This is a genomic window from Nocardia sp. NPDC058658, assembly GCF_042716665.1.
Classification (GTDB): domain Bacteria; phylum Actinomycetota; class Actinomycetes; order Mycobacteriales; family Mycobacteriaceae; genus Nocardia.
Genome location: NZ_JBHXRR010000031.1, coordinates 37,844 through 58,766, shown reverse-complemented (window position 1 = coordinate 58,766; position 20,923 = coordinate 37,844). Strand labels below are relative to the sequence as shown.

Below are 20,923 nucleotides of genomic sequence, written 5' to 3'. Positions count from 1 at the left end.
AGTCAGGCGCTCAACGTCCTACCTCGTGTCTCGAACCGCTGGGCGGCTGAGTCGGTGTCCGTGTCGCTCTGACTCGAATAAAGTTACGTGCCGACATTTGCAATGTCAAATCCCCTAGTCAGGCGATATTTTTACAGTGTTCATGTAGGAAAGGGCGTATGGCGGACGAACATAGTGGCAAGCGCGGGCGGTGGTGGCGCATCGCGAAGGCCGGACTCGTATTGGCGGGTGGCCTCGTATTGGTGACCGCGGGGGCGAACATCGCGATGTGGACTTTGTCGTCGGGCCATAGGAGTGATGTGTCGGCGGCGCCGAGCGCACCTGTCGTGATCGTGCCGGGTGCTCGGGTCGCGCCGGACGGAACTCCGATGGCCTATCTACGTGGACGCCTCGATGTCGCTATCGAGTTGGTCGAGGCGGGCAAGGCCGGACAGATTCTGCTGTCCGGGGATGCCGGCGGCTCGTCGGGCGATGAGATCGCGTCGATGACGCGCTATCTCCTCGACCATGGCATCGACCCCGCCATTGTTCGGTCGGATGGTGCCGGGCTTTCCACCCGGGAGACCTGCGAGCGAGCGAGGTCGATGTTCGGGATCGATCGGGCGATCATCGTCAGCCAGTATCAGCACCTGCCGCGTGCGGTGGCGCTGTGCCGGGCCGCCGATATCGAGGCCGACGGCGTGGTCGCCTATTGCGACTGCAGGCGCGTCACCGAGGTACGCAACAACGTTCGTGAATGGCTGGCAGCACCGAAGGCCGTCGCGGAGATGATTCTGCGCTGAGGGCGGGCCTGGACCGCAGCGCGGCCACGAACCGACGCCACCGCTCGGGGCACGCGGGCCGTATCTGCTGTTGCTCGGGCGGCGCCGTGACTCGGTGAGGGGCCACCGGCGCGTAGGGCGGGCCTGCGAGCAGGGTTCGACACGCTTGTCGAATCTGTTCGCGGATCGTCGGCGGATCAGCGAAGTCCAAGTACTCGGACAATGCCTCGAACTCGCGGGCAAGGTCTTCCAGTTCCGGTGCGAGCGGGTCCGGGTATCCGCCCACTTCCATGAGTTGCGCCGTGATCGAGCCCAGATGACGGGCCAGCGCGCCCTTGTCGGCCAGCAGAGCTGTCGCATGGTCGCGCGCCCGGCCGACCCGGACATCGACCTCCCACGCCGTCCAGTCGTGCACCACATCCAGTTCGGCCATCGCCGTGCGGAACAGTTCGGGCGCCGCGCCGCAGTCGGTTCGGTGCAGGCACGCGAGCTCGAGCAGTGCGGGGCTGTCGAGCCCCCGCGCGAGTGCCTCGGCGGCGACCATCGACAGGCCCTCCTCGTTAATCTCACGGAGCACGAACAGGTCTGCGGCGCGGGCTAAGTCGTCCATGCTGCCAGCGTGCGCGACGGACGGTGGCAGGGTCAAAGGGTTTTCCGGTGGCGGGGTGCTCGCCGCGGCGATAGGACCAGGGCCGATGGTCTCGCCACGGCGGGCGGGACCAGCGGGGTAGCGTGCTAGCGCAATCCTGATCGCGTACCGTGAGCGGGGTTGTCTGCAATGATCGCCGACCGGATTGGGGTGCATCGTGGGCGGTTCCGAGCACGCCGCGCGGCTCGTGCGTTTCTGGCAGACCGTGGAATTGTTCGGTCCGCAGCTCGTGCCCGACGTCGAGACCGACGGGCTGGTAGTCGATCTCGCGGTGGATGAACTCGCGCCGTGGGAGAACCCGGCCGCGCTACCCGCGTTGAAAACCGGGCGGGTGTGGCAGTTCATCGTGTACGGCGGGCTGTTCGAAGTGGGGCGCGCGCGGGAAGCGCTGGTGCGGACTTTCGGCGAGGACCAACTCGAAGCCGACGCTCGACGGGCCGGAACCACAGCGGCTTTCACGGTGACGCTGACCGACAACGGGGTGGTTGTCGAGGGTTCGGCAACGTTGTCGGGTTTGGCCTGGGCCATCAATCGGCTGCGCGCGCCGGGGCCGAACGATGCGGGCTGGGCCGACGGGTTCGAGCATGATTCGGCGGCGTTCACCGCCGCGCTCGACACGCTGTCGCGCGACGCGCAGCCCGATGCCGAGCAGCTGGATCCGGCGCCTCGATGGCGGGCGCTCGATGTCGCGGGTCGGGGCGTGGCAGCTTCGGTGCTCGCGGCCGGGGCGGATGGAGTTATCTCGCCCGGGCTCGCTGGGATGTCGGCGCTGGCGTTCGCCGAGCGGTTCGCGGGCGCGCCGGGTGTCGAGGAAATGGTCGAGGCGCCCCGGTTGACCGGGCGTGATCTGCAGACATTCACCGGCGAACTGTGTGCCGCGCTGGGTATTCGGTCGGAATTGCGCGCCGGCGGAGTGCGAGTGCAGTGCGTGCAGGTCGCGGCGCGTGATGCGGACAACGATGCCGTCGAGGACCGATTGAACAGCGGGTTGGGCGACGATCTCACCGCACTCGCGAAGGCGGTGGAGCGCGGCGATATCGGTGCGGCGCTGCGTGATTACCTCGCCGCGGCGCAGGCATTGCCCCTCGACAAGCGGATCGATGTGCGCCAACGTCAGGACGCGGTGGTCGAAGGGCTACTCCCCCAACACATTCCGGACGGTCGCTGGCCGGGCGACCCGCTGGTGTCGGGACAGCAGTTCGCGGTCGATCGCGCACTGTCCGAATTGCGGGGCGAGGCCGGGATTTTCGCGGTGCACGGTGCGCCGGGTACCGGAACGACGACGATGCTGCGTGACCTGCTGGCCGGGATTCTGGTCGAACGGGCCGGGCAGCTGGCGGCTTTCGACGATCCGATGGCGGTGTTCGCCGGGATCACCGAGCAGGTGCAGGTGGCGAAGAACTACACGGTGGGCGCGCATCGGCTGGCGAACTGCGTGACCGGGTTCGAGGTGGTGCTGGCGACCGGCAGCGATGCGACCGCCGCCGATGTGGTGACCGAGATCCAGCAGCGTGGCGCGATCGACGGCGAGCTCAACCACTTCACCGACCTGGCCGAGCTCGTCGGCGATGAACCGTCGTGGGGGTTGGTGGCCGCGGCGCTGGGCGGGGCGCGGCGGACCTTCGCCGAAAAGTTCTGGTTCGGGGATCGGTTCGCGGCCGAGCGGAAGACCGGGACGCCGAACGGCGGCATGCTCGACATTCTCAAACAGGCTGAGGCCGACCCGGATTCGATTCCGGATTGGTCGACTGCGGTGCGGGACTTCACGACTCGTCGCGCCGAGGTGCGCAGGCTCGCGCAGGAGCGCCAGGACGTGGCCGACGCGGTCGCTGAACTGCCCGCGATGAACGCGGGTTTGCAGACTATGTCGGCCGAGATCGCCAATGCCGATGACGCACACGCGCATTGGCGCGAACGTCACCAGTTGGCGACCGAACATCTGCGGGCCGCGCAGGCCGCCCATCATCGAGCGGGCAAGTTTCTCACCGAGCACGGTGGGCAGAAGCCGGGGTTCGTGGCTTCGCTGTCGACGGGATTCCGGGCGGGGCGGCGGTGGAGTGCGCGCAGCAATGAGCTGCTGCGGGAACGACATATCGCCGAGGCGGAGATGCGGCGGCGACAGACCGAGGTCGAGTACACGCGCGAGCAGTGGGCGACGGCGGCCGAACACGGGCGCACGCTGATTCGCGAGCATGTCGAGTTGACCGAGCGGCGGGTCGCGGCACTCGAGGTGATCGAACGCGGGCGCGAGAACTGGTCGCGCACAATCCCGTTCGGTGATGTCGCGGCTGACGAGGAGCAGTTCCAGCTGTGCAATCCGTGGGCGGACGAGCAGTACGCGGACGCGCGGCGTGAGCTGTTCCTGTCGGCGTTGAAGGTGCATCGTGCGTTCCTGCTCAATGCGGCGCCTCGCGTTCGCGACAATCTGATCGTCGCCATCGCGTTGATCCGCGGTGAGCTCGCCGTGGCGCCGAAGCCGGAAACCATTGCGGCGGCGTGGCAGACGCTGTTCTTCGCGGTGCCGATGATCACCACGACTTTCACCGCGCTGCCGCGCCTGTTCGCCGGGTTGGGGTCCGAGGCGCTCGGGTGGTTGTTCGTCGACGATGCCGGTCAGGCTGCGCCGCAGTCGGTGGCCGGTGGGTTGTGGCGGGCTCGGCGGGCGGTGATCGTCGGCGATCATCGTCAGCTGGGACCCGTTGGGGCGCTGCCTACTTCGACGCAGGAAGCGTTGGTGCGACAGTACGGGCTCGATGCGGAGTGGATGCCGGATCAGGCCTCGGCGCGTCAGGCGGCCGATCGAGGAGTTCGGTACGGGACCTGGTTGACGCCGTCGGATTCGGTGGCGCCGGTGTGGGTCGGCGCGCCGTTGCGTGTGCATCGGCGCAGCGACCGGGCAATTTTCGAGCTCACCCACCACATCGCCTACGACGACGACCTGCTCGTGTTCGGCACGCCGGATCGGCCGGAGTTTCCCGGACAGGATCGCTGGATCGACGTGAGATCCGCACGGGCCGAAGGAAATTGGATTCCCGGTGAGGGTGAAGCGCTTGCCTCGTTGCTCGCGCAGTTGGCCGAAGACGGGGTGCCGCCGAGCGATATCCGTGTGGTCAGCCCGTTCCGGGATGTCGCCGATGGGGCGCGCGAGGTCGCGCGGGACGTGCTCGGTGCGGAGTTCGCGGAGCGACAGGTGGGGACTGTCCATGCGATGCACGGCAATTCGGCCGAGGTGGTCGTGTTGATCCTGGGGACCTCGCCCGCCGCCGGTGGGTCGCGACGGTGGGCGGCGACGAATCCGAACGTGCTCAATGCGGCGGTGTCGCGGGCGCGACGGCGGGTCTACGTGATCGGCAACTACCGATTGTGGAGCAGCCAGCGGTATTTCGCCGACCTGGCCCAACGCTGGACGGTGCAGACAGACGAGCTGGCCGATCAGGCGATGAGTCGGTAGAACCGCCAGAAACCGAAGTCTTCGATCGGGAGGACGTCCACGGCGGTGAAGCCTGCTTTATCGGCGTAAGTCGCCAAGGTCGTGGTGCGCATGACGGTGCCGGTTCCGGCGGAGTCGGTGTGGGCCATGCCGTCGGGAAGGCAGATCAGCAGGCTGAATCCGTACATCAGGCGATCGATGTCGCTGGCGGGTGCGGCGAATTCCGGGTCGACGGCTTCGTCCATGATGATCACCGCGCCGCCTGGACGCAGGGCTTTGCGCATCGCGGTCAGTACCTCGACCGGGTGCGGCATGTCGTGCAGGCATTCGAAGGCGAACAGCGCGTCGTAGGTGGAATCGGGGAGGTCGGCGGCGGCGTCGGCGTGGTGGAAGCGGACGCGGTCGCCGAGGTCAGCGGCATTGCGCGTGGCCATCTCGACCGACGGTTGGTCGATGTCGTACCCGTCCACCGTCAGGTGCGGGTAGGCGCGGGCCAGGGCGATCGCGGACCAGCCGCCGCCGGATCCGATGTCGGCGACCCGGGCATCGGGGCGCGAGAGCAGGGCGTGGACATCGGCGACGCCGGCCAGGTCGGCGGCGAGGCGTTGTTCGAACCAGGGGCGGTTCATATCGGACTGTGATTCGCGCACGTCGGTGCCGTATTCGGACCAGCCGACCCCGCCGCCGTCGCGGTAAGCCCGCACGAGCGCGGGCATCTGCACCGCGGCTCCCGCGAGCATTCGCGCAAGGGGCGCAAGGTAATCGAGGCTGTTCGGATCGGTGAGAACCTCCGCCGCGCCGGCGGGCAGCGCGAATCGGCCGTCCTCGGTCACCGTCAGAATCCCGGTCGCCGCCTGCTGCTCGAGCCACTCGTGCGCATACCGGCGATCCCCACCCGCGCGCGCCGTCAGCTCCCCCGCGTCAGCGGGTCCACCGTCGACCAATGCCCGATACCAGCCGAGCCGATCTCCGAGATGCACCGCGAGAATGTCGATCGTCCCGAGCGCAGCCCCGAACAACCGCTCAGCGAACTCCCCACTGGTCTGCTCCACTGCATTCACCGGTCAACCTCCTCGTTGATGCGACACGGATCGACGCCGACCCGCTGATACGAACTACGGGTCGGCGCGCCGAAAGGTTCAGCGGCAGGTCGGGGCAGCTACGGCGAGTCGAACAGCAGGCCGCCGGTGTCGACGGTGGTGCCGATGGTGTCGGTGTAGACGGCATCCTTTCCGGAGTCCATGACCACGACGGGGCAGATGACCGAGTAGCCGTCGGCGGCGATTTTCGTCGGGTCGAAGGTGACGATGGGGGCACCGGCTTCCACCGTGTCGCCTTCGGCGGCGAGGAGTTCGAAGCCTTCACCCTTCAGCTTCACCGTGTCGATGCCGAGGTGGACAAGGACGCCGACGCCGTGGCCGAGGATGACGAAGGCGTGGGGGTGGAGTTTGACGATCTTGCCGGAGATGGGGGCCGTCACCATGAGGGTGCCGCGGGTGCGGTCGGGGTCGAGGGCCACACCGGAGCCGACGATCTGTTCGGCGAAGACCTGATCGGGGACCTCGGCCAGGGCCACGACCTTGCCGGGCAGGGGTGAGATGACCGGGACACTCACAGAATGTCCTCGATGTCGTCGGCGAGGGTGTCGGCCTCTGGACCGACCACGACCTGCACGACCGAGCCCGACTTGAGGACACCGTGCGCGCCCGCGGCCTTGAGTGCGGCCTCGTCGACCTTGCCGCTGTCCTTCACCTCGGTGCGCAGCCGGGTGATGCAGGCCTCGATCTCGACGATGTTGTCCGCGCCGCCCAAGCCCTGGACGATCGCTTCCGCTTTGGACATATGTTCTCCCTTTCCGCGGTGGTTGCCAGTACCAGTATGGGAGCCTCGAATGTGCGCCACATCATATTCAGCGGTTGACATCCGGGGTCCACCTGGTCAAACTGACAACTGGTTATGACCGGACAGTACCCGTGCGGGACACCGGTTCACAACAGTTAACCCGGATCGGCCGGCCAGCCGGTCCTCCCTCGCCGAGACCGCCGGGAAGCCGGCACGAAGAAGGTCGACATGACTGCCGTTACCGACACCCCCAAACAAGAATCGAAGGTGTTCGCGGGTTTGCAGCGCCTCGGTCGCAGCCTCATGCTGCCGATCGCGGTGCTCCCCGCGGCGGGCATCCTGCTGCGGCTCGGCCAGGACGATCTCCTCGGCCGCTTCTCCGCGATGGAGAGCACCGCCTCGGTCATCTCGGCGGCCGGACAGGCCGTATTCACCTGGCTGCCGCTGATCTTCGCGGTCGGTATCGCGATCGGCTGGGCCAAGAAGGCCGACGGATCGACGGCACTGGCCGCGGTGGTCGGCTACATGGTGATCAACGGCGTGTTCGAGGCGATGTCGCCGATCGTGCTGGAAGGCAAAACCGATCCCAAGGGCGAGCAGGCGCTGATCAACTACGGCGTCCTCGGTGGCATCGTGATGGGTCTGCTGTCGGCGATCCTGTGGCAGCGGTACTACCGCACGAAATTGCCCGACTACCTCGGCTTCTTCAACGGCAGGCGGCTGGTGCCGATCCTGACCGCGTTCACCGGTCTGAGCGTCGGCGTCGCCATGTCGTTCGCGTACCCGGCGTTCAACTCGGCGCTCACCTGGGTGGGTGAGGGCGTCGCGGACAACTCGGTCGTCGGTGGCGGTATCTACGGCGCGGCCAACCGCCTGCTCATCCCGACCGGTCTGCACCACATCCTGAACTCGACGGTCTGGTTCCTCGTCGGCGACTACACCGATGCCTCCGGTGAGCTCGTGCGCGGTGACCTCAACCGCTTCTTCGCCGGCGACCCGACCGCCGGCACGTTCATGACGGGCTTCTTCCCGATCATGATGTTCGCGCTGCCCGCTGCCGCGCTCGCCATCTGGCGCAATGCGCGTCCGTCGCAGAAGAAGCTGGTCGGCGGCATCATGCTGTCCACCGGGCTCACCGCGTTCGTCACCGGCATCACCGAGCCGCTGGAGTTCTCCTTCATGTTCGTGGCGTGGCCGCTGTATGTGGTGCACGCGCTGTTGACGGGCACGTCCTTGGCGCTGGTGAACGCGCTCGGTATCCACGACGGGTTCACGTTCTCCGCCGGTGCGATCGACTACCTGCTGAACTTCGGTAAGGCCACCAATGCCTGGATGTTGATCCCGATCGGGCTCGGCTACGCGGTGATCTACTACGTGCTGTTCAGCTTCGTGATCAAGAAGTGGAACCTGCGCACCCCCGGTCGCGAGGCGGAAACCGATGTGGAGGTCGGCGCGCCCGACACGGCCCTGGTCGAAGCGGAGACTGCCGCGACCGCCACGGGCGATACTCGAACCGACGCACCATCGGTCGCCGAAGTCGAAACCGAACTGCACAAGAAGCTGGACAAGAAGCCGGAAGGTGAGTGAGGCAATGAGCACCCGCACCGTCATCGTCGGATCCGAGGTGGGGCTGCACGCGCGGCCCGCCGCGAAACTCACCCAGGCCGTGCAGGCCGCCGGGGTGCCGGTGCGGATTTCACTGGGAGGTGGCGAACCGGTCGACGCGGCCAGCGTGCTCGCGGTCATGACACTGGGCGCCGCCCACGGGGCGGAGGTCACCTTGCACGCCGAGGATGCCGACGCGGTGCTGGACCAGCTCGCCGCGATGATCGCCTCGGACTTGGACGCCGCCTGATGCCCGAACAGGTGATCCGGGGTCTCGGGGTGAGTCCGGGAGTGGTGTGCGCACCGTGGTTGCGGTTCGGCTCGCAGCTCGAGACCTCGGCGCAGGATCCGGTCGGCGGCTCGGTCGCCGAGGAATTGGCTCGGGTCAAAGTAGCGCTCGCAGGCGTGTCCGACGAGATGCAGGCAAGGGCCGCGCGCGTGAGTGGTGTTGCGGCGGAGATTCTTTCGATGTCGGCGACGATGGCCCGTGATCCGGGCATCGTCGCCGCCACCGAGAAGGAACTCGCCGCCGGGATGCCGACGGCGCACGCGGTGCACCTGGCGTTCGAGGGGTTCTGCGCGAAGCTGGAAGCGCTCGGCGGGTACATGGCCGAGCGGGCGACGGATCTGCGCGATATCGGCGGGCGGACCGTGGCGGTGCTGCTCGGGTCGCCGATGCCGGGTATTCCGGAGCCGGGGTATTCGTTCGTGCTGGTCGCGCGGGATCTCGCGCCTGCCGATACGGCGATGCTCGGTGACAGTGATGTGGTCGGGTTGCTCACCACCGAGGGTGGGCCGACCAGCCACACCGCGATTCTCGCGAAATCCCTTGCGCTGCCCGCGGTGGTGAACTGCCCCGATACCGACCAACTCGTCGACGGTGCGCCGGTGCTGCTCGACGGCACGACCGGTGCGGTGGTGATCGATCCGAGTGCGGAACAGCAGAAGGCCGCTCTCGAGCAGGCAGCCGCCGACAAGGCTCGCATCGCGGCAGCCAGTGGGCCTGGTCGGACCGCCGATGGGTCGCCGGTGCAGTTGTTGGTGAACATCGGCACCGTCGATGACGCGGTGAAGGCGGGGCCGGTCGACAGCGAAGGCGTAGGCCTGTTCCGCACCGAGTTCATGTATCTCGGGAAGGCGGCCGAACCGTCCCTGGATGAGCAGACTGCCTCGTACACAGCAGTTCTCGAACAGTTCGCCGGGCGACGAGTCGTGGTGCGGACCCTCGATGCCGGGTCGGACAAGCCACTGCCGTTCCTCGACCTCGGCACCGAGGAGAATCCGGCGCTCGGTGTGCGCGGGCTGCGGATCGGCACGGTGTTCCCGGAGACGCTGTCGACACAGCTCACGGCGCTGGCCCGTGCAGGCGAAGCGACCGGGGCCGACCTGTGGGTGATGGCGCCGATGGTGGCCACCGCCGATGAGGCAGCCGGATTCGCCGCGCTGGCACGGGAATCCGGGCTGACGAAGGTCGGGGCGATGATCGAGATCCCGGCGGCCGCCTTGCGCGCTGCCGATCTGCTCGCGCATCTCGACTTCGTCAGTATCGGGACCAACGACCTGAGCCAGTACACGTGTGCGGTGGACCGGATGGCGGGTGGGCTGGCACAGCTGCTCGATCCGTGGCAGCCGGCGGTACTGGATTTGATCGCGATGGTCGGTGCGGCCGGTGCGGCGGCGGGCAAGTCGGTCGGGGTGTGCGGTGAAGCGGCCTCGGATCCGACGTTGGCGCCGGTGCTGGTGGGGCTCGGCGTGACGAGTTTGTCGATGTCGTTGCCCGCGTTGCCCGCGGTGCGGGCGGCGTTGGCCGCGGTGGATATGCAGCGGTGCCAGGATGCGGCGGATGCTGCGTGTGCCGCTCGCAATCCGCAGGTGGGACGTGAGGCGGTCGCGGCGATCATCGGGCGGGCGTGAAACGGGTTGTCGGGGAAGCGGTCCGGCCGTCGGTCGGATCGCGGTGTGGTGTTCGGAGGCGGTCCTCGACCGCTGCCGGTAGGTGGAAGGGTTCGTGGTGACGGGGTTCGTGCGCGGTCGGCTGCTCGGGACGTCCGAGGGCGACATCGCCGACGGTGTGGTCGAATTCGACGAGGGGCTGATCACGTGGGTCGGTGCGGCCGCGGATCATCCCGCGCCCGAACACCTTCCGGCACCGAGCGATGATCTGGTGCTTCCCGGTTTGATCGATCTGCACTGCCACGGTGGGGCCGGGTTCGGGTTTCCCAATGCCCATGCCGAAGGCGCTCGGGTCGCGGCCGCGCATCATCGGGCGCACGGCACCACCGGGTTGATGGGCAGTTTGGTGTCGGATCAGCCCGACGTGCTGGTCGCGCAGGCGGCGGTGCTGGCCGATCTCGTCGAGGACGGGGCGTTGCTCGGGGTGCATCTCGAGGGTCCGTTCATCAATGCGAGCCGGTGTGGCGCACAGGATCCGGCGGCGATCATCCCCGGCGACCCCGTGCTGTTCGAACGGATCTACGCGGCGGCGCGTGGCACCGTGCGGTCGATGACATTGGCTCCCGAGACGGCGCATTTCGATGAATTGCTCGCCGCGATGCGACGTCATGACGTGCTGCCGAGTCTCGGGCACACCGATGCCGACGCCGCGACCACCGCGGCGCGCATCGCCGAGGCGAACGGCAGACCGATCACCGCCACGCACCTTTTCAACGGGATGCCCGCGCTGCATCACCGCGCCCCCGGCCCCGTCGCCGCCTGCCTCGCAGCGGCTGGGCGCGGCGAGATGGTCGTCGAATTGATCGCTGACGGAGTGCATTTGGCACCGGAGACCGTGGCGATGGTGTTCGACACCGTCGGACCGGATCAGATCGCGCTGGTATCCGACGCGATGGCGGCGGCGGGCATGGACGACGGCGACTACCGTCTCGGTGCACTCGACGTTCGGGTTCACGACGGTGTCGCCCGGCTCGTGACCGACGACGGTTCCCCCGGAGCGATCGCGGGCGGCACAGCTCGACTCGTCGACGTGCTGCGCTGGACCGTGCTGACCGCCGGCGTGCCCCTGACCGACGCGGTCATCTCCGCGACACGCACCCCCGCTCGGGTACTCGGCCTCGCGGGCGAACGCGGCAGTCTCACCGTCGGCGCACGCGCCGACATTCTTGTCACCGACCAGTCATTGCAGCCGCGACGCGTGTTCGTCGCCGGAACGGAAGGAAGCTGATGGAAATCGTGATCCGGGCGGACGAAAACGAGGTGGCGAGCACGGTCGCCGATATCGTCGGCGGCTATGTGCAGGGCGGCAACGCGATCCTCGGATTGGCCACCGGGTCGTCGCCGCTGGGGAGCTACCAGGAGCTGGCCCGCCGGTACCGCGAGGGCGAGCTGGACTTCTCCACGGCGAGCGCCTTTCTGCTCGACGAGTACGTGGGTTTGCCGAAAGACCATCCGCAGTCGTACTTTTCGGTGATCCGATCGGAGTTCGTCGACCATGTGAACCTGGACCCCGCGCGGGTGCTGAGCCCGAACGGCGAAGCCGGTGACATCGCGGGTGAGGGCAGGCGCTACGACGCGGCCATCGCCGCGGCGGGCGGGGTCGATGTGCAATTGCTGGGGATCGGCACCGACGGGCACATCGGGTTCAACGAGCCCGGGTCGGCGCTCACCTCGCGCACGCGGGTGAAGACGCTCACCGAGCAGACGCGCGAGGACAACGCGCGCTTTTTCGACGGGCCGCAGGATGTGCCGCATCACGTGCTCACCCAGGGTCTCGGCACCATCAACGAGGCCGGGCACCTGGTGATGATCGCGCTCGGCGCGGGCAAGGCCGACGCGATCGCCGCCGCCGCCGAAGGGCCGTTGTCGGCGTTCTGCCCGGCCTCGGTCATGCAGTGGCATCCCCATGTCACGGTGGTGATCGACGAGGCCGCGGCGAGCAAGCTGAAGTTGGCGGATTACTACAAGTACGCGCTGGCGAACAAGCCCGCCTGGCAGTCGTTCTGACGTGACCGCCCTCGAGTTCGCGGTGCAGGATGTGGCGGGCGCGCTCGGCGCTCGTAGCGTCGGGGCGGATCGGGTGGAACTGTGTGCGGCACTGGGCAGTACGGGTGGGCTGACGCCGAGCATCGGGACGATCGAGGCTGTAGTCGCAACGGGGATTCCCGTGCACGTGCTGATCCGGTGCCGGGCGGGCGGTTTCGTGTACGCCGATGCCGATGAGCTCGCGGTGATGAATACTGATGCGCGCGCGGCGGTTTCGGCCGGAGCGTCCGGTCTTGTAGTCGGTGCGCTCACGGCTGACCATCGGGTCGATATCGAAGGACTGCGCCGTGTTCTCGACAGTATTGATGACATAGAGCTGACCTTTCATCGTGGGATAGATCAGATCCGCGACCGCGAGGCCGCGCTCGACACGTTGATCGCCGCGGGCATGACCCGGGTGCTCACCTCCGGCGGGGCAGCAACCTGCGCCGAGGGAGTCGATGAGCTCGCCGCGATGGTCGAGCACGCTGCTGGGCGCATTCAGATCATGGCGGGTGGCGGGATCACCGTCGGTGATATTCCGGCACTACAGAGGGCCGGCGTAGACGCGATCCACCTGTCGGCCCGACGCGTCATCGCTGACGACGGCGGACCGGGTGGCGGCGGCACATCAGGTCACGAGCAGCTCGACGAGGAACTCGCGGCTGCCGCTGCCGCCGCGCTGTTCGGTTCAGGCGCGCTCGGCCAGGATTAACTCTGCTTCACCGGGGTTGCAGTCGAAGGCCGCTTGTACTGCGGCAACAGCCTTTTCGTGTTCGCCTGCCGCGACCAACCGGTCGATCTCGGCCCACTGATCGGTGGGCGGCGCCACCGAGGGGTCGAGGCGACTGTCGAGGCGTTCCCACATGCGGGCAACGGTGGGGTCGTCGGCCAGCAGTCCACCGAGGTGGGCTTTGAAGGTGGGGTGCTCGGTGCGGTACATGCCCATCCAGCTGCTGGCGGGCGGGCTGGCCTCGGCATTGGCGGTGCGGTCGGCGAGTTTGAGGATCACGGCTCGCGGGTGGGCGGCGATCTTGTCGTAGGCGTTCTGGTTTCGCGCCTTGCGGTCGGGACCGATGCCGGTGACCGCCCACACCAGGTCGAGAACCGGACGGCCGAAACGGGATTCGACATCCGCCGCGGTGACCGCCGTGTCCTCGATGACGTCGTGGAGCCATGCGGCCATCGCTAGTTCCCCGTCGTAACCGAAATCGTCGAGGACACGGCGGACGGCCGCGAGATGGGTGACGTACGGATGGTCGCCGTAGCGCTGATCGCCGTGTGCCGCGATGGCGAATTCCCGTGCTTCGATTTCGCGCTGATCGAACTCCATGCCGCACCCCCGTGCTCGAATGATCGTGTCGAGATCGACCCTAGCCGAGGGCACCGACAGGTTCGGAGAATCAGTCGGTGACCATGGTTTTTACCGCGGTGAGGATGCCGGTCTGGTCCCGGCTCTGGATATAGGTGAGCTCGGTGAATCCGACGGCCTCGACCCGATCCGCATAGTGGCGGATGTCGGCGTCGGCGAACGGATCACCACCGCGGCCGAGGAACAGCGACAGCACCGCCCGCATCCTGGGTGACGGCGACGCGTCCGCGAGCAGAAGCCGTCCGCCGGGCCGCAACACCCGCCACATTTCGGCGATCGCGGCATCACGTCGTGACTCGGGAATGTGGTGCATGACGAAAGTGCAGGTGACCACATCGAATTCGGCGTCGGGCAGCGGCAGTTCCTGCGCCGGCCCGACGACGTAGCGGTGGCGAGCGGCGCGATCGCGGGCGCTGTTGGCGGCGACGGCCGTGGCCGAGGGGTCGACGCCGACAGCGGCACCGGTCACCGCACCGAGCGCACGGACGAGTTTGCCGGGACCACAACCGATATCGAGCGCATTATCTCCCTGCCGCGCACCGGAGAGGGTGACGAATTCGGCGAGCAGACGACGATGCCTGCCGAGGAAGAACACCGAGGTGAACAGGTTGTAGCGGCGCAGACCTTCGATGACGAGGCCGGTGTCGGAGTCGTTGACGAACATGGGGGTGAGAAGCTGGTTTCGGGGCATGAGTTCATGGTCGGGCGCCACGGGACACCTCACCAGGAGCAGAATCGCCGGAGGTGTCCGTTATCGAACAGATCCGGGAAACCGTGCGGGAGGAAGCGATGGCCGAGCAGCCCGATCGCCGGGTTCGACGCACCAGAGACGCCCTGCACAAGGCGTTGATCGAGTTGATGATCGAGCGCGGCTACGACAAGGTGACCGTCAGCGACATCATCGGTCGCGCCGACGTGGGCCGGTCCACCTTCTACGCGCACTACCGCGACAAAGACGACCTACTCCTGGTGAGCTGCACCGAATTCCTGCGCCGCGAGATCACCCGCACGACCACCCCAGGTTCCCCGCTCGCCCCGCTGCGCGTGATGTTCCATCTCGCCGCGCAGTATCCCGGGGTCTATCGCCCGCTGATCGGCCCGAAGGCGACCGCGACCGTCGTGCGCGCCTACCAGCAGTGTGTCGCCGAACTGATCGGTGAACTCCTCGGCGAACAGCCGCCGGGCACGATCGAGTTCCTGTCGTGGGGGTTGCTCGGTGTGCTCGGCCCGGTGATCGAGCCTGCCGCGCCGACACCGCCCGCGCAGGCGTGGCAGCGCTTCGAAACGCTCGCGCTGTACGGGCTCAGTGTTCCCGGCGGCGCAGGTCCGGCCACGGTGGGCGGCGCAGAATCGCCAGTGTCGCAATGACTCCGGTGAGCAGACCGATCCATTCGCCGAGCTGAGCGATCCGATTGGAGTCCATCGCGGGTGTCCAGTGCGCGCGCCCGTCATGGACGACGAACAACCCGATCGGACGCGGGTGCCGCAGCAGACCGCCGCCGCGCGAGACGGTGATGATGGTCGTGCCGTCGGCGGTGTCGAACGGCTCGCCGAACACCATCGGCGGCTCGGCCACCAACTGTTCGACGCGATCTCTGATCGTCATCGCAATCCTGTCTCGTCGTCGGAGTTGCTGCCGTCGAAGATACGCGCCACGGGTCGCCACCGGCGCCACACCGTGATGATGGGGTGGGTCATGATGGGAACAGCCGACGAAAGGTGCACTCATGCGGGAACCGGCGTTGTCGACACAGTGGTCACGATCGCTGGGGCTGCGCATGCCGGTGGTGAACGCGCCGATGGGCGGTGCGGCGGGCGGGCGGCTCGCGGCGGCGGTGCGCGAGGCGGGCGGGCTCGGGATGATCGGGATGGGCAGTGCGGGGTCGGTGGCGGCGTTGCGGCGCGAGTTGGCCGTCGCGGGGACGCCGGACGGAATCGGGCTCGTCGACTGGGTCGCCGCCCGCGAGACCGGATTGCTCGCGGCCGCGATCGAGGCAGGTCCGCGGATCATCTCGGTCAGTTTCGGCACGGATTTCTCGTGGGTGTCGCAGGTGCAGGCGGCGGGCATCCTTGCCGTCACCCAGGTGTACGACGCGCCCGGCGCCCACCGCGCGCAGGACGCGGGGGTCGATCTGCTCGTGGCGCGCGGCAGTGAAGGTGGTGGTCACGGGGCCGACCGGCTGGCTCTGCTGCCACTACTCGACGCCGTGCTCGACATCGCGACCGTCCCGGTTCTCGCCGCAGGCGGTATCGGTTCCGGGCGAACGCTCGCGGCCGTGCTCGCAGCGGGCGCGGCGGGTGCTTGGCTGGGGACCTGTCTGGCCGCCGCCGAGGAATCGCTGCTGTCCGAATCCGCCCGCCTCGCGATGCTGGCCGCGGACTCCAACAGCACCACCGTCACCACTGCTTTCGACGAGGCGCTCGATCTGCCATGGCCACCGATCTATCCGGCGCGCGTGCTGCGCAACGAGTTCACGGACCCGTGGACACGATCGGACGAGATGCCGGATTCCGAACGTCTGCGCACGGCGATCGCGGCCGATGATCCTCGGCTCGCGCCCGTCGATGCGGGTCAGGGCGTCGGTTTGGTGACCCATATCGAGCCTGCCGCGACCGTTCTCGAGCGGCTGTGTGCGGACGCGGCGGAGCTTCTGCGAGCGCGCAGCACGTAGTCGACCGACGGGTGTGGGTCGGCCGCCGGTTGCGAAATTATGTAGATCGGTCTAGTTTTGCGGGTGTGGGCAAAAAGGGTGCCGAAACTCGGTGCAAGTTGATCCGTGCGACGCGGTCACTGATCGAGTCGCATGGATATTTCGGGGCCGGGCTCAACCAGATCGTGCAGGAAAGTGGTGCGCCACGCGGGTCGCTGTACTTCCACTTCCCCGGCGGCAAGGACGAATTGGTGGCCGCGGCGCTCGCCGAGAGCGGTTCCGATATCGCGGCGATCATCCGCACGATCGAGGCGGCGGACGCACGGGATTTCGCGCGGAAGATGGTGAACTTGCTCGGCGATCAATTGGAAGCCTCGGATTGGACCATCGGATGTCCGGTAGCGGCCGTTGCCTTGGATACCGCGTCCACCAATGAGGCTGTGCAGCAAGCCTGTTCGGCGACCTATCGACTCTGGGAAGAGGCGATCCGGGAGCGGTTGATCGCATTCGACCATCCCGAACCCGAACGGATCTCCACGGTCGCACTCGCATTGATCGAAGGCGGGCTGGTGCTGGCTCGCACCCATCGGTCCCGCCAACCGCTTCGGCACCTCGCCGACACCATCGATGTTCTGATCTGAACTCACCCCGACTTGCGGCCTCATCGCTTAAAAATATGTAAATCGGTCTACTGAAAGTAGGACACATGGAACATACGGACTCGGTCGTCTTCGGCGCCGCCGGATTCATCGGCCGCTCGCTGGTCGCCGAACTGCTGCGGACCGGGCACACCGTCACCGCCGCGCTGCGGGCGGGCAGTCAGGATCGACTGCGGACCTGGCTCGACGGACAGGGTGTCGACACCGCCGGCTTGACCATCACGACGACCGATATCGGCGAACCGGATCTCGCGCTGGGCGACACCGTCGACGGGGTGCGTGATGTGTACAACGCGGCGGCGTTGATGAAATTCGGCCTCGACGCGGAGGTGGCGCGTCGGGTCAACCTCGATGGCGCGGTGCACGTATTGGAATGGGCTGCGCGGCAACCGGATCTGCGGCGCATCGTGCACATCACCGGCTATCGCGCCGCCGAGGACGGGGGCACACAGGACTACGGCAACGGCGCGTACGAGGCGTCGAAAGTCGAAGCGGATGTCCTGCTGCGGCGTATCGCGGCCGAGCGTGACATCCCGTTGACCATGGCGAATCCGGCCGGGGTGCTCGGGCCCGGCCAGTATTTCGGGCTCGCCGACATCATCGACAATCTCTGGCGGGGTCGCTTGCCAGCGCTGCCAGGCTCGGCCGACACCTTCGTTCCGGTCGTCGATCTCGACTATGTGGTCCGGTTCATCGCCGGGCTGCCTACCCAGCCCGACACCGTCGGCAAGTCGTATCCACTACTGGATGCGACGACTCCCGCACTGCCCGAACTGATTCGGCTCGTCGCCGATCATCTGCATGTTGCCGCGCCGCGCTTCACGCTGCCGACGGCGCTGGTCCGGCGACTGCCTCGGGCAATGACTCATGCCGATCCCGAAGCGTTGTCGTTCCTCAGCACAGATCGGTACGACACCAGCGAAAGTGACGTCGTCGCACTGCGTCTCGGTGTCAGCCATCCGCCTGTAGGTGACCTGCTGCGCACTTACGCGGACGGAGTCGTCGCCAGTCGCAACGGCGCCGATGCGCCCGCACCGCGATCCGGCTTCCGGGACGGGACCTGGCTGGTCGGTGAGCAGGTCGAGCCGGAATATGTGCTGTTGCACGGCATTCCGCTCGACAGCGACTCGTGGATCGACGTCACGCGAGAGTTGGATGCCCCGGTGTTGACGGCAGACCTGCCCGGCCTCGGACGTTCGGCGTCTTCGCCGTCGATGGGTGACTGGATGGAGGAACTGATGGCACCGGTGCGAACTCGACCGGTCATCGTCGGCCATTCGCTGGGTGCCTGGGCCGCAATCGAATTCGCGCTGCGCCATCCTGAAAGAGTGTCGCGACTGGTGCTCATCGCACCCGCTTTCCTGCAGCAGCCTCCCTCCCGGCTCACGGGTTCACCCATCGCCGCCGAGGTGGTCAGGCGGATGCCCGCGTCGAAACTGGCCGCGCGACTGGGCATTCCGGACGGACCTGCCATCGCCTCCGCTGTCGCCGACCTGCGACGACCCGGCGTCGCCCAGCGCACGTGGGCGGCCTTGCGCGCCGCCGGTGCCTCGCGGGATGAACTCGCCGCCGAGCTGGTCCAGGTATCGGTTCCGGTCGACATCATCGTCGGTTCGGACGATCCGCTGGTCGAGCCGACCGACCGGGCCGTCACCACCATCGCCGGCGCCGGGCACTACCCGCAGTTGACCCATCCCGGCCTCGTCGCGCGTGCGCTGCGAGTCGAACAGACCTCCGCTGCAACATAGTTCACCCGATCGGAGCGAGCTCGATGCGTAGCGCGGGGTCGTTCAGCAGCTCCTGCTGAAGTGCGATGGTTTCCTCGGTTCGCCACCGTGCGTGCCAAGTGGGAACGCCGCCAGTCAGATTCAGCTCTCGCGGTGTGGTGAGCAGCGGCAGTTCCAGGCGGGCAGATGTGACCGTGACCGCTGCGTTCGTCGGCGTGTGCGACCACACGTCGTCGACCGCGTTGGTGATGCGGACGCCGAGTCGGTGGCCGGGGGCCAGGCGGGCGTCCTGCCAGAGCAGCCGGACTGCGGCTTCGGAACGGACGGGGGCGATGCCGCGGGTGATGACGGTGGCGCGGCCGTCGGGCGCGATGTCGTAAAGCTCCAGTGCGACAGTCGCTTCCGGCGGGCCGGACAGACTCAGGGCGGCAGTGGCTCGGCCCGCCAGGTGGACGGGCTCGGTGACCGGGTCCGAGATCGACCAGATTTCCCGGTCCGCACCGGGCAGCAGACCGCGATCGCTGTAGGTACCTGTGCGCAGTGCGACTGACGTGCGTCGGGAATCGGTTGGTGGCCAGACATTTTCGCTACGCCAGCCGCCGTCGAACTGGCCGACGGTCACGGGCGGGCCGGGCACCTCGACATCGGCGCCCGCCACGTGTTTGTCCAGGAATGCGTAGAGCTCCGAGGCGAAATGGGGTGTGCCGCACTTTTCACGGCAGTCCGAGTGGCCCCATTGACCGAACCAGGCGCGGTGGTCGCCGGGACCTCTGCCTTCCCAGGCCTCGACGATGCGGTCGGCTCGGGTGTTGGAGTCGAGGAAGCTCTGGCCGAGGAACATCGGGGTGGTGTTGCCGCGGACGGCATCGACCATGTCGCGTTCGCGCCAGTCGGGGTTGGCGGCGTTGTGGTCGGTGGTGAGGGCCAGGTAGCGGGCGGCGCAGTCCTGGGTCATCTGGACCGCGTTGGCCTTGTATTCGTCGCTGTCGGCCGGGTGGCCGGGGGTCGAGGCGATGGCCAGGTGTTCGGCACCGGCGGTGTCGGCCGGGCGAACCCCGTCCTCGGTCAACGGTTTTCCGCCGAACTTCCACGCGGTGCCCTGCATGTAGAGATAGGAATACGGATCGACAACCGGCTCGAACGCCGCCACCGCCGCCAGCCCCTTCGGCTTCGCGGCCAGCGCCATCATCCCGGTCCACCCCTCATACGACGTCCCGACCATCCCGACGCGCCCGGTCGACCACGGCCTGCTCGCCGCCCACTCCACCGCCGCCGCCACATCCGACCGCTCCCCCGGCCCCCCGAAATCCGGACACCCGTTGGACCCGCCGAACCCGCGCAGATCCACGATCACATACGTATATCCGGCCCGCAGCGCCCATTCGACCGGCAGGTTTTCGATCGACGGCCCACCGCCGGGCCGAGGCTGGGACAGATAGGCCAGGTGCGCCCGATACGGACTGGCAGTCAGCAGCACCGGGGTCCGCTGATCGGCCGCCACACCCGGTGGGCGCAAGACATCGGCATGCAGCCGAGTCCCGTCGGGGGCGGTGAGATACTCCTGCGTCCAGGTGTACGTCGGCTCGGCACTCGCAGGCGCCACCATCCCGAGCACCAACGCCACACCGACCACGACCCGAGCCACCACACCCAATTTCACCCCCGGACTATTGCCGTTCCCCGCTTCGGAGTCCAGCCCCGATTATCCGGGGGTCCGCGCCGCGTGCGAACCTCACACGCCGCTTCGACGGCGGGTCGGCGAACTGGTGGAGCTCGGCCTGCTCAGGCGGTCGACGACGAGCTGGTCGACGCTGAATCGTCCCGGCCCCGTCAACAGCAGCGCCAGGGAGGCCGCGCCGAGAATCAGGACGAATTCGTATCCGCCGTTCTCGGCGAAGAATCCATTCGACGCGTGCGCGAAGATCCACGCGCCGCCCATGATGAACACATATCCCGCCGCGACGATGCGGGTGAGGGCGCCCACGAGGAACAGTAGCGAGCCGAAGGTCAGCCAGATCGGAACGAACCGGCCACTCACTTCGTTGAGGGGAATGCCTGCTTCGCCTTGCAGCGCAACGATATTCGAGAGTCCGGTCTGAAAATCGTCGAGCCCGTGCACCAGGAACACGGTCGCTGTCGCCAGCCGCAGAACAAGCTTTCCCGTGTCGGTGACGAGCGGTGAACTGTCGGTGAGCACTGTGGTCTTCATTGTCGACCTTCCGCAAGGAATCGGATGTTTCGGGCATGTC

Annotated in this window: 21 protein-coding genes; 12 read left to right on the top strand and 9 right to left on the bottom strand. The window is 67.5% G+C overall.

Going from position 1 to position 20,923, the window contains the following annotated elements; genetic code table 11:
* Positions 1-158 precede the first annotated feature (158 nt).
* Positions 159-782, top strand: a complete 624-nt coding sequence (locus ACFWUP_RS29080) for a vancomycin high temperature exclusion protein (protein WP_379239171.1) — start codon at positions 159-161, stop codon at positions 780-782.
* On the opposite strand, the gene ACFWUP_RS29075 is transcribed toward ACFWUP_RS29080, so the two are convergent.
* Complete coding sequence (locus ACFWUP_RS29075) at positions 709-1,371, bottom strand: hypothetical protein (protein WP_379239170.1); 663 nt, start codon at positions 1,369-1,371, stop codon at positions 709-711. The two genes, ACFWUP_RS29080 and ACFWUP_RS29075, sit on opposite strands and share 74 nt — an antisense overlap.
* Before the next feature lie 196 nt (positions 1,372-1,567).
* Between ACFWUP_RS29075 and ACFWUP_RS29070 the strand changes: the two genes are divergently transcribed.
* Positions 1,568-4,861 carry a DEAD/DEAH box helicase gene (locus ACFWUP_RS29070; RefSeq protein WP_379239169.1) on the top strand — a complete coding sequence of 1,098 codons (3,294 nt, stop codon included), beginning with the start codon at positions 1,568-1,570 and terminating at the stop codon, positions 4,859-4,861.
* Here the strand turns inward: ACFWUP_RS29070 and ACFWUP_RS29065 are convergent.
* The 3 genes from ACFWUP_RS29065 to ACFWUP_RS29055 all read right to left on the bottom strand — a co-directional run bounded on the left by ACFWUP_RS29065 (position 4,843) and on the right by ACFWUP_RS29055 (position 6,682).
* Complete coding sequence (locus ACFWUP_RS29065; protein ID WP_379239168.1) at positions 4,843-5,901, bottom strand: class I SAM-dependent methyltransferase; 1,059 nt, start codon at positions 5,899-5,901, stop codon at positions 4,843-4,845. The two genes, ACFWUP_RS29070 and ACFWUP_RS29065, sit on opposite strands and share 19 nt — an antisense overlap.
* A gap of 98 nt (positions 5,902-5,999) precedes the next feature.
* On the bottom strand, positions 6,000-6,455 hold the full coding sequence (locus ACFWUP_RS29060) for a PTS glucose transporter subunit IIA (RefSeq protein ID WP_379239167.1): 456 nt from the start codon (positions 6,453-6,455) through the stop codon (positions 6,000-6,002).
* Entirely contained in the window at positions 6,452-6,682 is a 231-nt protein-coding gene (locus tag ACFWUP_RS29055; protein ID WP_379239166.1) for a glucose PTS transporter subunit EIIB, read from the bottom strand. Before ACFWUP_RS29055 ends, ACFWUP_RS29060 begins: the two co-directional genes overlap by 4 nt.
* Before the next feature lie 228 nt (positions 6,683-6,910).
* On the opposite strand from ACFWUP_RS29055, the gene ACFWUP_RS29050 reads away from it, so the two are divergent.
* The 6 genes from ACFWUP_RS29050 (at position 6,911) to ACFWUP_RS29025 (ending at position 12,980) form a co-directional block, all read left to right on the top strand.
* Entirely contained in the window at positions 6,911-8,269 is a 1,359-nt protein-coding gene (locus ACFWUP_RS29050; RefSeq protein WP_379239165.1) for a PTS transporter subunit EIIC, read from the top strand.
* A gap of 4 nt (positions 8,270-8,273) precedes the next feature.
* Complete coding sequence (locus ACFWUP_RS29045) at positions 8,274-8,537, top strand: HPr family phosphocarrier protein (RefSeq protein WP_379239164.1); 264 nt, start codon at positions 8,274-8,276, stop codon at positions 8,535-8,537.
* Positions 8,537-10,201, top strand: a complete 1,665-nt coding sequence (gene ptsP, locus ACFWUP_RS29040; protein WP_379239163.1) for a phosphoenolpyruvate--protein phosphotransferase — start codon at positions 8,537-8,539, stop codon at positions 10,199-10,201. The genes ACFWUP_RS29045 and ptsP overlap by 1 nt, the downstream gene beginning before the upstream one ends.
* Positions 10,202-10,298: 97 nt before the next feature.
* The gene (locus ACFWUP_RS29035) at positions 10,299-11,468 is read left to right on the top strand and encodes an N-acetylglucosamine-6-phosphate deacetylase (protein WP_379239162.1); all 1,170 of its coding nucleotides are present in this window, start codon (positions 10,299-10,301) and stop codon (positions 11,466-11,468) included.
* Positions 11,468-12,247: a glucosamine-6-phosphate deaminase gene (gene nagB / locus ACFWUP_RS29030; protein WP_379239161.1), complete on the top strand. Its 780-nt coding sequence runs from the start codon at positions 11,468-11,470 to the stop codon at positions 12,245-12,247. Before ACFWUP_RS29035 ends, nagB begins: the two co-directional genes overlap by 1 nt.
* Position 12,248: 1 nt before the next feature.
* Positions 12,249-12,980 carry a copper homeostasis protein CutC gene (locus ACFWUP_RS29025; RefSeq protein ID WP_379239160.1) on the top strand — a complete coding sequence of 244 codons (732 nt, stop codon included), beginning with the start codon at positions 12,249-12,251 and terminating at the stop codon, positions 12,978-12,980.
* Here the strand turns inward: ACFWUP_RS29025 and ACFWUP_RS29020 are convergent.
* Together ACFWUP_RS29020 and ACFWUP_RS29015 are read right to left on the bottom strand one after the other, a co-directional pair.
* On the bottom strand, positions 12,957-13,598 hold the full coding sequence (locus ACFWUP_RS29020) for an HD domain-containing protein (RefSeq protein WP_379239159.1): 642 nt from the start codon (positions 13,596-13,598) through the stop codon (positions 12,957-12,959). The genes ACFWUP_RS29025 and ACFWUP_RS29020 overlap by 24 nt on opposite strands.
* Before the next feature lie 70 nt (positions 13,599-13,668).
* A complete protein-coding gene (locus ACFWUP_RS29015; protein WP_379239158.1) occupies positions 13,669-14,328 on the bottom strand; it encodes a class I SAM-dependent methyltransferase in 660 nt (219 codons plus the stop codon).
* A 53-nt stretch (positions 14,329-14,381) separates the two neighbouring features.
* On the opposite strand from ACFWUP_RS29015, the gene ACFWUP_RS29010 reads away from it, so the two are divergent.
* Complete coding sequence (locus ACFWUP_RS29010) at positions 14,382-15,005, top strand: TetR/AcrR family transcriptional regulator (RefSeq protein ID WP_379239157.1); 624 nt, start codon at positions 14,382-14,384, stop codon at positions 15,003-15,005.
* Here the strand turns inward: ACFWUP_RS29010 and ACFWUP_RS29005 are convergent.
* Entirely contained in the window at positions 14,941-15,243 is a 303-nt protein-coding gene (locus ACFWUP_RS29005) for a hypothetical protein (protein WP_379239156.1), read from the bottom strand. The two genes, ACFWUP_RS29010 and ACFWUP_RS29005, sit on opposite strands and share 65 nt — an antisense overlap.
* A gap of 121 nt (positions 15,244-15,364) precedes the next feature.
* On the opposite strand from ACFWUP_RS29005, the gene ACFWUP_RS29000 reads away from it, so the two are divergent.
* The 3 genes from ACFWUP_RS29000 to ACFWUP_RS28990 all read left to right on the top strand — a co-directional run bounded on the left by ACFWUP_RS29000 (position 15,365) and on the right by ACFWUP_RS28990 (position 18,695).
* Entirely contained in the window at positions 15,365-16,309 is a 945-nt protein-coding gene (locus ACFWUP_RS29000; RefSeq protein ID WP_379239155.1) for an NAD(P)H-dependent flavin oxidoreductase, read from the top strand.
* Positions 16,310-16,374: 65 nt separating this feature from the next.
* Positions 16,375-16,929: a TetR/AcrR family transcriptional regulator gene (locus ACFWUP_RS28995; protein WP_379239154.1), complete on the top strand. Its 555-nt coding sequence runs from the start codon at positions 16,375-16,377 to the stop codon at positions 16,927-16,929.
* 65 nt (positions 16,930-16,994) lie between these two features.
* Positions 16,995-18,695 (top strand): alpha/beta fold hydrolase, encoded by a 1,701-nt coding sequence (locus tag ACFWUP_RS28990; RefSeq protein WP_379239153.1) that lies wholly within the window; start codon positions 16,995-16,997, stop codon positions 18,693-18,695.
* 1 nt (position 18,696) lies between these two features.
* Here the strand turns inward: ACFWUP_RS28990 and ACFWUP_RS28985 are convergent, their stop codons facing one another.
* Both ACFWUP_RS28985 and ACFWUP_RS28980 read right to left on the bottom strand, forming a co-directional pair.
* Entirely contained in the window at positions 18,697-20,334 is a 1,638-nt protein-coding gene (locus tag ACFWUP_RS28985) for a CocE/NonD family hydrolase (protein WP_379239152.1), read from the bottom strand.
* Positions 20,335-20,406: 72 nt separating this feature from the next.
* Positions 20,407-20,883, bottom strand: coding sequence for a DoxX family protein (locus ACFWUP_RS28980; RefSeq protein WP_379239151.1), 477 nt, complete (start codon positions 20,881-20,883; stop codon positions 20,407-20,409).
* Positions 20,884-20,923: the final 40 nt, after the last annotated feature.

Bases quoted from the DNA above. Each gene is read 5' to 3' on its own strand.
- ACFWUP_RS29080 (WP_379239171.1), top strand. From the start codon at position 159: ATGGCGGACGAACATAGTGGCAAGCGCGGGCGGTGGTGGCGCATCGCG.
- ACFWUP_RS29075 (WP_379239170.1), bottom strand. From the start codon at position 1,371: ATGGACGACTTAGCCCGCGCCGCAGACCTGTTCGTGCTCCGTGAGATT.
- ACFWUP_RS29055 (WP_379239166.1), bottom strand. From the start codon at position 6,682: ATGTCCAAAGCGGAAGCGATCGTCCAGGGCTTGGGCGGCGCGGACAAC.
- ACFWUP_RS29050 (WP_379239165.1), top strand. From the start codon at position 6,911: ATGACTGCCGTTACCGACACCCCCAAACAAGAATCGAAGGTGTTCGCG.
- ACFWUP_RS29045 (WP_379239164.1), top strand. From the start codon at position 8,274: ATGAGCACCCGCACCGTCATCGTCGGATCCGAGGTGGGGCTGCACGCG.
- ptsP (WP_379239163.1), top strand. From the start codon at position 8,537: ATGCCCGAACAGGTGATCCGGGGTCTCGGGGTGAGTCCGGGAGTGGTG.
- nagB (WP_379239161.1), top strand. From the start codon at position 11,468: ATGGAAATCGTGATCCGGGCGGACGAAAACGAGGTGGCGAGCACGGTC.
- ACFWUP_RS29020 (WP_379239159.1), bottom strand. From the start codon at position 13,598: ATGGAGTTCGATCAGCGCGAAATCGAAGCACGGGAATTCGCCATCGCG.
- ACFWUP_RS29015 (WP_379239158.1), bottom strand. From the start codon at position 14,328: ATGCCCCGAAACCAGCTTCTCACCCCCATGTTCGTCAACGACTCCGAC.
- ACFWUP_RS29005 (WP_379239156.1), bottom strand. From the start codon at position 15,243: ATGACGATCAGAGATCGCGTCGAACAGTTGGTGGCCGAGCCGCCGATG.
- ACFWUP_RS29000 (WP_379239155.1), top strand. From the start codon at position 15,365: ATGCGGGAACCGGCGTTGTCGACACAGTGGTCACGATCGCTGGGGCTG.
- ACFWUP_RS28990 (WP_379239153.1), top strand. From the start codon at position 16,995: ATGGAACATACGGACTCGGTCGTCTTCGGCGCCGCCGGATTCATCGGC.
- ACFWUP_RS28980 (WP_379239151.1), bottom strand. From the start codon at position 20,883: ATGAAGACCACAGTGCTCACCGACAGTTCACCGCTCGTCACCGACACG.